10 protein-coding genes and 1 tRNA gene are annotated in these 10923 nt (G+C 38.2%); 10 read left to right on the plus strand and 1 reads right to left on the minus strand.

Annotation, left to right across the window (positions count from 1 at the left end; all coding sequences use genetic code 11):
* Positions 1-573: 573 nt before the first annotated feature.
* Positions 574-1506 (minus strand): DMT family transporter, encoded by a 933-nt coding sequence (locus U0839_RS07310; protein WP_155565297.1) that lies wholly within the window; start codon positions 1504-1506, stop codon positions 574-576.
* Positions 1507-1780: 274 nt separating this feature from the next.
* Between U0839_RS07310 and rpmI the strand changes: the two genes are divergently transcribed.
* From rpmI to U0839_RS07360, 10 genes are all read left to right on the plus strand, one after another.
* On the plus strand, positions 1781-1987 hold the full coding sequence (gene rpmI, locus U0839_RS07315; RefSeq protein ID WP_110438865.1) for a 50S ribosomal protein L35: 207 nt from the start codon (positions 1781-1783) through the stop codon (positions 1985-1987).
* A 15-nt stretch (positions 1988-2002) separates the two neighbouring features.
* Positions 2003-2359 carry a 50S ribosomal protein L20 gene (gene rplT / locus U0839_RS07320; RefSeq protein ID WP_110438866.1) on the plus strand — a complete coding sequence of 119 codons (357 nt, stop codon included), beginning with the start codon at positions 2003-2005 and terminating at the stop codon, positions 2357-2359.
* A gap of 88 nt (positions 2360-2447) precedes the next feature.
* Positions 2448-3515 (plus strand): phenylalanine--tRNA ligase subunit alpha, encoded by a 1068-nt coding sequence (gene pheS, locus U0839_RS07325; RefSeq protein ID WP_122123425.1) that lies wholly within the window; start codon positions 2448-2450, stop codon positions 3513-3515.
* A gap of 3 nt (positions 3516-3518) precedes the next feature.
* Positions 3519-5978: a phenylalanine--tRNA ligase subunit beta gene (gene pheT, locus U0839_RS07330; protein WP_155565298.1), complete on the plus strand. Its 2460-nt coding sequence runs from the start codon at positions 3519-3521 to the stop codon at positions 5976-5978.
* Positions 5979-6093: 115 nt separating this feature from the next.
* The gene (locus tag U0839_RS07335) at positions 6094-6993 is read left to right on the plus strand and encodes a DMT family transporter (RefSeq protein ID WP_155565299.1); all 900 of its coding nucleotides are present in this window, start codon (positions 6094-6096) and stop codon (positions 6991-6993) included.
* Between the two features lie 81 nt (positions 6994-7074).
* The gene (gene lepA, locus U0839_RS07340) at positions 7075-8880 is read left to right on the plus strand and encodes a translation elongation factor 4 (RefSeq protein WP_413550387.1); all 1806 of its coding nucleotides are present in this window, start codon (positions 7075-7077) and stop codon (positions 8878-8880) included.
* A 366-nt stretch (positions 8881-9246) separates the two neighbouring features.
* Complete coding sequence (locus U0839_RS07345; RefSeq protein ID WP_255487944.1) at positions 9247-9612, plus strand: DUF2726 domain-containing protein; 366 nt, start codon at positions 9247-9249, stop codon at positions 9610-9612.
* Between the two features lie 248 nt (positions 9613-9860).
* Positions 9861-9951 (plus strand) — tRNA-Ser (locus U0839_RS07350).
* Positions 9952-10047: 96 nt separating this feature from the next.
* Positions 10048-10215: an Arm DNA-binding domain-containing protein gene (locus U0839_RS07355; protein ID WP_155565301.1), complete on the plus strand. Its 168-nt coding sequence runs from the start codon at positions 10048-10050 to the stop codon at positions 10213-10215.
* 272 nt (positions 10216-10487) lie between these two features.
* On the plus strand, positions 10488-10923 hold a 436-nt coding region (locus U0839_RS07360), incomplete at its 3' end, for a TIR domain-containing protein (RefSeq protein ID WP_413550388.1).

The following is a 10923-nucleotide window of genomic DNA, read 5'->3' on the forward strand; positions in this document are numbered from 1 at the left end:
GAAAATATAGCTTTAAAGAAACGCTCTTTGCCTATGAAAAGCTTTTGAAAGAAGGAAAGATCCGTGCCATAAGTGCATCAAATCCCAATTTGAAACAATTGTCAAATTCGATACGGGTTGTCCACAAAGCAGTAATTACCAATATACGCAATTTGATGATACATTACGTAATCTTGTGATCAGAAAAAAATATTGGGGTAATTATTTATTATAGTCTTAATTCAGGATTTTTAACGGGGAAATATCGAAATTATGAAGATATGATCACAGTGCGAGAAATGACAAGATTGCCACATATTTGAATGATCAGGGCATGCGGATTTTGAAAAACTTTAGATAGGATTTCAGTCAATCATCATGTTAGTCAGGCATTTATAGCTTTGGCATGGTCGCACGCATAAAAAGAAGTTGCCGGCCTCTATTGCAAGTGCGACAAGTATCAAGTCAACTAAAGGATTTAATTAATTTCTTAATGTTAAATCTATTACTTGCTGAATTATCTGAACTGGATCAGGCAAATATGAAACAGTGGCAATTAAATGGTTCAAGAGATTTTTAGACTTGGATTTTACCCTAGACCTTTTTAACTGCTAAAATAATAATCATGCTGATAATACAGGCAGTTCCTAGCCAGTCTATTAAGGTAAATTTCACATTTAAAAGGAAAACAGAGAAAAAAACAGCTGATAACGGTTCCACCGTTGCTAAAATGCTACCTTTTGTGCTGCCCAATAATTTTATTCCTATAAGATAGAAAAGAAAACCAAACATTCCTCCACCAAAAATAACTATCATCAGTTCAATCCAGTTAACAAAATTTAGATTTACCTCTAGATGCCAGAAAGGGTAGAAAAAATTGAGAATGATCCCGCCGATTAACATACCCCATCCCGCAATGGTTGAGGTATTATATTTTTGGAGAAGGGGGATTGGATATAATGTATAAATTACCGAACTAAGAATACTGATACCACCGTATAACAAAGCTTTTGGGGGAAGGGTGATTTCATAAATCGAACCGTTTGTAATGATACAGAATGTTCCTGTAATTGCTAAGATAATGGATAGGATAACATATAAAGAGGGAGGTTTTCTCAAATAGATAGTCAATATGACTGCAATGACGATTGGATATAAATATTGCAATATTGTTGCTGTTGCCGCATTGGAATATTTAACGGTTAAAAAGTAGCAGAGTTGTGAAACAAGAATGCCAAAAATTGAAAAATTCACCAGGTAGATAATGTCTTTTCTGTTTTTTAAGGGAAGAAAAATATTTTTCCCGTATTTGCGATAACAAAGTCCTAACAGGATTGTTCCAGGTAACCACATGCGTATCGCGATCATCCAGGCTGTATCAATATGAACGGTTTGCAAAAGATATTGTCCGATTACACCACTCAATCCCCATAGGCAGCCAGCAAGGATGGCAAAAAACATTCCTTTTGTTTGATCAGAGAATTTGAAACGGTATGGGGATTTATCCGGGGAAATTGTATTGTTCATGTTTGAATACTTCATGAAAATATTTAAGTGAATTAAATTCACTATTAAAAATATTTGGATGACTCAATAAATGGCTAAATGCTTATTTAATAAACTTTTTTGAAAAATAAAGTTTAATTTTGGTGAGATTGGTAGATTTTTCTTGAGCTTAACTTAAATAGTGTTTATATAACACACTACGTTTATGGGTTGGGCTTGGAAAATGGGCTGCCCTTCTTATGACGTAAGTTTCGATGTTAGCAATAACGTATCCAGAATTTTTAAGGAGTATGAAATGCCCAAGATCAAGACCAAGTCATCGGTCAAGAAAAGATTTAAGATCACGGCAACAGGTAAGGTGCTGGCTGGTCCAGGTAACAAACGTCACGGTTTGATTAATCGTACCCAAAAAGCAAAACGCAGCAATCGCGGGACACAGGTATTGGAACCACAGGATGGTCGTACAATTAAACAATGGGCCCCATACGGTCTGCCACGCTAAGGAGTACAAAGAACTATGGCAAGAGTTAAAAGAGGTGTTACCACACACGCCCGTCATAAAAAGGTATTAGATCAATCCAAGGGTTTTCGCGGTCGTTCGTCAACCAATTATCGCATTGCGCTTGAACGTTTGGAAAAATCTTTACAATATGCATATCGTGATCGCCGCGTTAAAAAACGAGATTTCCGTTCATTGTGGATTCAACGTATCAATGCCGCTGTTCGTGAACATGGATTGACCTATAGCCGTTTTATCAATGGTCTGAATAAGGCTGGTATCGAGCTGGATCGTAAAGTGTTATCTGCAATTGCTTATGATGATGCAGCAACCTTTGCAGAAATCGTTAAAAAGGTTCAGGCTGCACTTGCTTAACTTTTTATGAGATTAATCTGTTCATGAAAATGAATGGAATAGAGAGGGTTGTCTGATGACAGCCCTTTTTTGTTTATTGAGGGGTTAGATGGATAAGGATCTTGAAATCATAAAGCAGGAAACGCTTCATGCTTTAGATCAGGCACAGGATTTGCGTGCATGGGACAGTGTTCGGGTATCAGCGTTGGGGAAATCAGCCCCGTTGGTACAGAAATTGAAAGAATTGGGAAAGGTTGAACCTGAATTACGTAAAGAGCGTGGTCGTGTTTTAAATGAATTAAGAAATGAGCTGACCAAAGCAATTGAAATACGTAAGGCCATTCTTGAGGAAAAAGCGTTAAATGAAAAATTGAATGCGGAGGCAGTTGATGTCTCAATGCCTGTTTCTGTTGTAAAAGGTACATTGCATCCCTTGCAACGAACAATCGAAGAAATTGTTGCCATTTTTGCGGCAATGAACTTCAAGGTTGCAGAAGGGCCTAATATCGATACGGATTGGTTTAATTTTTCTGCGTTGAACATTGATGAAAACCATCCCGCGCGTGCTGATCATGATACGTTCTATCTCCCCTCCAAATCTACAGATGAACAGCAACTATTATTAAGGACTCAGACTTCAACAGTACAAATTCGCACGCTTTTGGAACAGGAACCTCCCATACGCATTATTGCACCAGGTCGTACCTATCGTGCAGATCATGACGCAACTCATTCACCGATGTTTCATCAGTGCGAGGGTATGGTTGTAGAGAAAAATATCACTTTGGGTCATTTAAAGGGATGTCTTGTAGATTTCCTTAGAGCTTTTTTTGGAATACCAAATTTACCCGTTCGTTTTCGTTCGTCCTATTTTCCGTTTACTGAACCTTCCATGGAAATCGATATCGGCTGGAACCGCAAAACTGGAGAATTGGGTGGTGGTTCGGATTGGCTTGAAATTCTCGGCGCAGGGATGATGCATCCACGTGTATTGGCAAATTGCGGTGTTGATCCTCGTGAATGGCAAGCTTTCGCTTTTGGTGTCGGTATCGAACGTCTGACGATGTTAAAATATGGAATTGCTGATTTGCGGTCATTTTATGAAGGTGATGTACGTTGGCTGCGTTATTACGGGTTTTCCCCTTTCAAATCCCCAAGCATTCATGAAGGGATATAGGAAATGAAATTTACACTGTCTTGGCTTCATGATCATTTGAATACAAATAGATCTCTTGAAGATATATGTGCAGCCTTGAATAAAATCGGTTTGGAAGTGGAAGGGGTCGAGGATCCTGGTAAAACACTGGCACCTTTTAGGACAGCCCAAATTATTTCTGCCGAACAGCATCCCAATGCTGACCGTCTTCGTGTTTGTCATGTTGATGCTGGTAAAGGATTTGAAGATATTCAGATTGTTTGTGGTGCACCCAATGCCCGTGCTGGGCTAATAACGGTTTTGGCACCTGTTGGTACCTATGTGCCTGGAAGTGATATTACAATCAAAGCGGGTAAAATCCGTGGAGAGCAAAGTAATGGCATGATGTGCTCTTCCCGTGAATTAAATCTGGGAGATGATCATGATGGTATTATGGAATTGCCAGTTGATACTCCAATAGGTGTATCTTATGCAGAATATGCCCAGTTGAATGATCCAGTCATTGAAATTGCTATCACTCCAAATCGTGGTGACGCATTATCAATAAGAAATATAGCCCGAGATTTGTCTGTCGCCGGTATGGGAACACTGAAACCACTGAAGGTTCCAAAAATACAAGCGCAATTTTCATCAGCTTTGAGTTGGAATAACCAATATGGAGACGCCTGTCCCTGGATTCTGGGTAGAACAATTCGAAATGTTAAAAATGGTCCAAGTCCCGAATGGTTACAGAAACGCTTAAGAGCTGTTGGAATAAGACCAATTTCATGTTTGGTTGATATAACCAATTATTTTGCCTTTGATCTTGGGCGTCCATTGCATGTTTATGATCTGGACAGGATTGCAGGCAAGCAGCTAACAATATGTCGTGGCAATGGTGAAAAATTCCTGGCCTTGGATGAGAAAGAATACCAAGTCACTGACAAAGATTGTGTCATGATAGATGAAGCCGGTGTTCAATCCTTGGCAGGATTGATGGGTGGTGAAAAAACAGGTGTCAGTGAGAATACAACAGATATCTTTCTTGAATGCGCTCTTTTCGATCCTGTTTTGATTGCCTTGAGTGGCCGACGTCATATGATCGTGACTGATGCGCGACAGAGGTTTGAACGGGGCGTTGATCAGGCTTTGTTACCAGATGCGATCGAATTGGCTACGCAAATGATTATCAAATTGTGTGGGGGGCAGGCAAGCGATGTGGTTCATGCAGGTCAAGAACCCAAATGGCAGCGTACTGCAACCTTGCATTATAATCGTTTGAAAGATTACGGGGGATTGACAGTATCGGAAAATAGGGTTTCGGAAATACTGACCAATCTTGGTTTTGTGATTGCAGAAAAAAATTCGGAATGGATAAGGGTTGATGTACCTTCATGGCGTAATGATATCGCAATGCCTATCAAAATGGCCTATAATTCCAAGTTGGATGTGGTAAAAAAAGACAAACTGCTTGATTCTGTAAGAGCCCAAGAGGGTGAAGCAGATTTGGTGGAAGAAATATTGCGTATAGAGGGATTGGATAAAATTCCTGCCTGTTCAATGCCTTTGATTCAACCCGTTCCTTCACCTGCATTGACAACAGATCAGGAGCGTTCTATTCTTTGTTCCCGTATGCTTGCTGCACAAGGTCTGATCGAAACAGTAAATTTTTCATTTGTAGATCATGAAATTGCTGCACGGTTGGGGGAAGCATCTGAATCTTTACGTTTAATGAATCCAATTTCAAATGATATGGATCAATTACGGCCGACCCCTCTGGCTTCGATCCTGCCTGTTATGCAGCGTAACATAGCACGGGGTATTGGTGATATTGGACTTTTCGAAACTGGTCCTGCCTTTACACGAAATCAGGAACGCCTTATTGCAGCCGGTGCACGGTACGGACATATGCACCGTCAATATGATGGTAAAGCACCAAAAGTTACTTTATGGGATGTAAAAAAGGATGTTTTAACGGTTCTCGATGGACTGGGCATTTCAATTGATTCTTTAAAAACGGTTGGTGAAACACCGAATTATTATCATCCCGGACGCTCTGGCAGGTTGAGTTTGGGGCCAAAAAATATATTGGCTTATTTTGGTGAGTTGCATCCTTCTTTGGTAAAAGAATTTGGTTTTGATCAGGCTCCCATGATTTTTGAAATTATGCTTGATACAGTAATTCCAAAGAAGATTATCAGGAAAAAGGCACCTGTACTTTCAATCTTTCAACCCTTAAAGCGTGATTTTGCCTTTGTTTTAAAAGACGGGATCCCTGTCGAGCAGCTTTTACAGGTCGTTAAACAGGCTGATCGCAAATATATAAATTCGGTTGAATTGTTTGATGTTTATAGAGGAGATAAAGTTCAGGCAGATCATAAATCCGTCGCTGTTCAGGTAACTATCCAGCCAAATGACCGAACATTGAAAGATGAGGAAATAGAGGCAATCTCCCAAAAAATTATCAAGGAAGTTGCACGTTTGCTTGGTGGAAATTTAAGATAAACTTAGTCTGTTTGTATTAAAGCCCATGTAAGAAGCCGTTACATGGGCTTTTTAAATTCCGCGATATATTTATATATTTACTATTTCACTCTTAATTTTGTCTGGTCTAAATATTATGCCTGTGACGAATAAATCCTTGGGGAATTTTTCTTTTAATCTGTTTGCGACCCTGTCAGGACTTTTGACGATTTTGTTATGGTCAAGTCTGGCCATCATGACAACTTTTGTAGCCTCAATACCCCGATTTGAGCTTCTATGGTTTGGTTTCGGTTTGTCTTTTGTTATTGGAACATTGATTCTGGTCCTAACGGGACGTTTAAATGAAATGAAACAGCCATTAAAACCCTGGATCACCGGATTTAGTGGAATTTTCTTTTTTCATTTGTTCTATTTTTTGGGATTGGCTTTGGCACCGCCAGCGCAGGTAACCTTGATGTCATATCTATGGCCAACAATGCTGGTTGTTTGCAGCGCTTTTTTAAGTAAGCGACAGTTTCATATAGCATATTTGATTGGCGTTCTGATGGGATTGGCCGGGACTGTTTTTTTAATGTATGGAGGAAAAAATACAGTAATTACCCCGTGGGTTTTATCAGGGTACTTTCTTGGTTTTTTATGTGCCATCGTATGGACAATCTATTCATTGGTTAATAGAAAATATGTAAATGTTCCAGCCGGCATGCTGATTGGTGTTTGCGGTGGAATTTCATTGGTAGCCATGCTGATTCATTTCAGTATTGAACCAACAGTCATCCCATCCCTGAAAGAAATGATAATCTTGATCTATATGGGTTGCGGTCCGATGGGAATTGCCTTTCTTGCCTGGGATTATGCCTCAAAAAATGCTAATATGTCGTTATTGGGAGGCTTGGCCTATTTGGCACCTTTACTATCCATGGTATGGCTGGTGGTGGCCGGTAAGGCTCCAGCAACATTTGGATTGGGAATGGCTGTTATTTTAATTGTGGGGGGGGCAATAGTTGCAACTTACCCTTTAAAACATGTAAAAGAATAGCAATCTTTGTAAAAAATCTATAGATATATAATTAAAGTTAAACTTGATTTATTGAGACAGTCTTATTGATATTGGTGCACCATGACAGATACGCCTTTGGAATCTATTCGTAATTTTTCTATTATCGCTCATATTGATCATGGGAAATCCACCCTTGCTGATCGTCTTATCCAGGCATGTGGTGCATTGACGCAAAGGGAAATGCATGCCCAGGTTTTGGATAATATGGATATTGAGCGTGAACGTGGCATTACGATCAAGGCGCAAACTGTAAGACTGCATTATAAGGCAAATGATGGAAAGACCTATATCCTTAATTTAATGGATACACCGGGTCATGTGGATTTTGCCTATGAAGTAAGCCGTTCTCTTGCCGCTTGTGAAGGATCGTTGCTGGTCGTTGATGCCTCTCAGGGGGTAGAGGCGCAAACCCTGGCGAATGTGTATCAGGCCATTGATGCAAACCATGAGATTGTTCCAGTTTTAAACAAGGTTGATTTACCAGCTGCGGATGTTGAAAAAACCAAGGAACAGATTGAGGAAATCATAGGCATTCCGGCAGATGATGCCATTGGCGTCTCGGCAAAAACAGGTTTGAATATTGATGCGGTTTTAGAAGCATTGGTGACCCGTCTACCTTCTCCCAAAGGGGATTTGGAGGAACCTTTGCAAGCTTTGTTGGTGGATAGCTGGTATGATACTTACCTTGGCGTCATTATTTTAGTGCGTATTAAAGAAGGTCGCCTTAAAAAGGGGATGCGTATTCGCATGATGTCAAACAACAGAACATATCATGTTGAACAGGTGGGTGTTTTCACGCCCCATATGCGCGAGGTTGAATCTCTGGGTGCTGGAGAGCTGGGTTTTATCAATGCCGCGATTAAAACCGTGGCAGATTGTCATGTGGGTGATACGATTACCGATGATCGCCGACCTGCGACCGAACCTTTGGCTGGATTTAAGCCATCAATTCCCGTTGTTTGGTGTGGATTATATCCAATGGATGCCGATGACTTTGAAAAGCTGAGAGAAAGTCTAGGTAAATTGCAGCTTAATGATGCATCATTTCATTATGAACCAGAAACTTCCGCTGCGTTGGGATTTGGTTTCCGCTGTGGATTTCTGGGATTGTTACATCTTGAAATTATACAAGAACGGTTAAGTCGAGAATTTGACCTTAACCTGATAGCTACAGCACCCTCGGTTGTTTATCATTTATACAAACGGGATGGGACGATTGAGGATCTTCATAATCCTGCTGACATGCCTGATCCCACCCTGATTGAAAAAATAGAGGAACCATGGATAAAAGCATCCATTATGGTTCCTGATGAATATCTGGGAGCTGTATTGGGTTTATGTACAGAACGCCGTGGTCAACAGATTGACCTGACATATGTTGGGGCAAGGGCAATGGTTGTTTATCGCCTGCCGTTAAATGAGGTTGTCTTTGATTTCTATGATCGCCTCAAGTCCGCGACACGAGGATATGCCAGTTTTGACTATCATATGGATGGCTATGAAGAAAGTGATTTGGTTCGAATTAGCATTTTGGTAAATCAGGAACCTGTTGATGCCTTGGCCTTTGTTGCTCACCGTTCCGTAGCGGAATCACGCGGACGGGCAATCTGTGCCAAATTGAAAGACTTAATTCCGCGTCAACTGTTCAAGATTGCCATCCAGGCAGCAATAGGGGGACGTGTCATAGCGCGTGAAACCATTGGAGCCCTATCAAAGGATGTTACTGCCAAATGTTATGGAGGTGACATTTCTCGAAAACGTAAACTGCTTGAAAAACAAAAAGAAGGTAAAAAACGTATGCGACAATTTGGTAAAGTTGAGATTCCTCAATCAGCCTTTTTAGCAGCATTGAAAATTGACCGATAATTTTTGATACAAGATTTTCATTATTACTCTGACCTATTTGATTTTTTGAGAAATATCAAATAGGTTTTTTATTGTTGATTTGTCTGAATGCTAGCGTTTCTTTTAATTTGTACTTTAATCTATTTTTCTGTTTTTTTTTATTTTTTGGGTAAAAATCAAATTCCTTTAAAAAAAGGGTTTACATTTCTTTCCAGTCGTAAAAATAAAAATCATATTAATTATAAAAATTGTAAACATGAATTATTTTCCGCTGACGATTTTATTTATAAACGATATGCAGAACAAAACACTAACATTAACCGATGTAATCTATATCCTGTAATCCCCGTTAATTTCGAATCCATTTTCATATTTAATTGTCTGCAAATGTGGTTGATCGATAAGAGATTGCATTGGTATATAGGTTTTGAAGTGTCAATGGGGGCGTTCATTAAGACTGATTCTTCCTTGCCTCAGGAAATTCAAGATCAAGCTTTTTGGGCCTATAATAATAAACGTGTTGATTTTTTACTGGTTAATTGCTTCGGAACACCCAAATTGGTAATTGAATATCATGGTTCTGGTCATAACCTTTCAAGGGATGCAGAGGACCGTATGAAAATCAAACGGGCTATTTTATACAAAACAGCCATTCCTTTGCTTGAAATTAGTTATACGATGTCTAAAAATGAGATTATTTATTGGTTAAATCAGTTTTACAAGGAACATATCAAAAGTGATGAGAGGGGTTGAAATCGAACCTACAGTTAAAAATTCATAAAGTTTTCAAAACCATATTGAATTCGATATAAAAGATCAGTTTAATATCTAAATATATGAAAATTATATATGAATCATTTTTTGAAATTTATTTTAATCTTTATTGTTAAAGGGTTTAATTTCAGTTTTAAATTTTTTCAGAAATTATCTTTGTTTTTTATGAAATTTTTCTTGCCTAATATGAAAAAATTGTTATCTTTCATTTTTAGCTAACCTTTTACGGAGAGATGGCCGAGTGGCTTAAGGCGCACGCTTGGAAAGCGTGTGTACGTGAATAGCGTACCGTGGGTTCGAATCCCACTTTCTCCGCCATTAAATAAAACATTATCCCACATTATAAAACATTTGAACGCATTTAATCTTGGGGTATATTCTAGGGTATATGATTTTTCATCTTGGTGTATATAAATGTTAACGGATAAAGCCATAAAAACAGCCAAATATCAGGAAAAGGGTAGAAACAAGCTTTATGAACGCGGTTTATACCTGGTTATCACAAAAGCAAACTCCAAGATATGGCGTTTCAAATACACTTTCACAAAAAGTGAAATGCTAACATTTGATTCTTATGCTTAAACACCATTTGCAAACACGAGAGTAGCAAAATATGGTTAAAGCTATCGATCTTGGAATTGCTAATTTACAATAAAAATTTTTTCAATCTATACAGCAAGAAAATATATTTAAATAATATTTTAATGATTGGTTGATTCAAATAAAGATAAGTATTTGAAGTTTATATATAATCTTTAAATGTAATATTATTTCTAAATTTGAAATTAATATCGCATGCATACTTCTAAAAGAAATAACATACAGGAAAAAAATGACAGAAAAAAATAATATTCTTGAGTCATATCTCTGAAGAAAAAGAATTGGCAATACTATTAAAAAAAAATATTAAAGAATTGCTCCTATCTTCAGTTGATGTTTTTGTATCTAGCGACGATCAAAGTATAACATTTGGCAATAAGTGGCTTGAAACAGTCAGTAACAATCTAGAAAAGTGCATTCTAATCATTGTTTTGTGTAGTCAAGAAAGCATTAAAAAACCATGGATAAATTTTGAATGTGGAGTTGGATGGTCGCGAAAAATACCAATTATACCTATCTGTCACTCTAATTTAACAGTTGCCAACTTGCCCATTCCATTAAATCTATGGCAAGGATTTGATATACAAAAACAAGGTAAATTAACAGGATTAATATCCAGAATAGCGAAAGAAATAAATATTGATACACCAAAAAAAGTAGATGAAACATCTATATTACAAGAAATAGAAA

The sequence above is a fragment of the Commensalibacter sp. A3DC genome (assembly GCF_047307945.1).
GTDB classification, from domain to species: domain Bacteria; phylum Pseudomonadota; class Alphaproteobacteria; order Acetobacterales; family Acetobacteraceae; genus Commensalibacter; species Commensalibacter melissae.

Bases quoted from the DNA above. Each gene is read 5' to 3' on its own strand.
- U0839_RS07310 (WP_155565297.1), bottom strand. From the start codon at position 1,506: ATGAACAATACAATTTCCCCGGATAAATCCCCATACCGTTTCAAATTC.
- rpmI (WP_110438865.1), top strand. From the start codon at position 1,781: ATGCCCAAGATCAAGACCAAGTCATCGGTCAAGAAAAGATTTAAGATC.
- rplT (WP_110438866.1), top strand. From the start codon at position 2,003: ATGGCAAGAGTTAAAAGAGGTGTTACCACACACGCCCGTCATAAAAAG.
- pheS (WP_122123425.1), top strand. From the start codon at position 2,448: ATGGATAAGGATCTTGAAATCATAAAGCAGGAAACGCTTCATGCTTTA.
- pheT (WP_155565298.1), top strand. From the start codon at position 3,519: ATGAAATTTACACTGTCTTGGCTTCATGATCATTTGAATACAAATAGA.
- U0839_RS07335 (WP_155565299.1), top strand. From the start codon at position 6,094: ATGCCTGTGACGAATAAATCCTTGGGGAATTTTTCTTTTAATCTGTTT.
- lepA (WP_413550387.1), top strand. From the start codon at position 7,075: ATGACAGATACGCCTTTGGAATCTATTCGTAATTTTTCTATTATCGCT.
- U0839_RS07345 (WP_255487944.1), top strand. From the start codon at position 9,247: ATGTGGTTGATCGATAAGAGATTGCATTGGTATATAGGTTTTGAAGTG.
- U0839_RS07355 (WP_155565301.1), top strand. From the start codon at position 10,048: ATGTTAACGGATAAAGCCATAAAAACAGCCAAATATCAGGAAAAGGGT.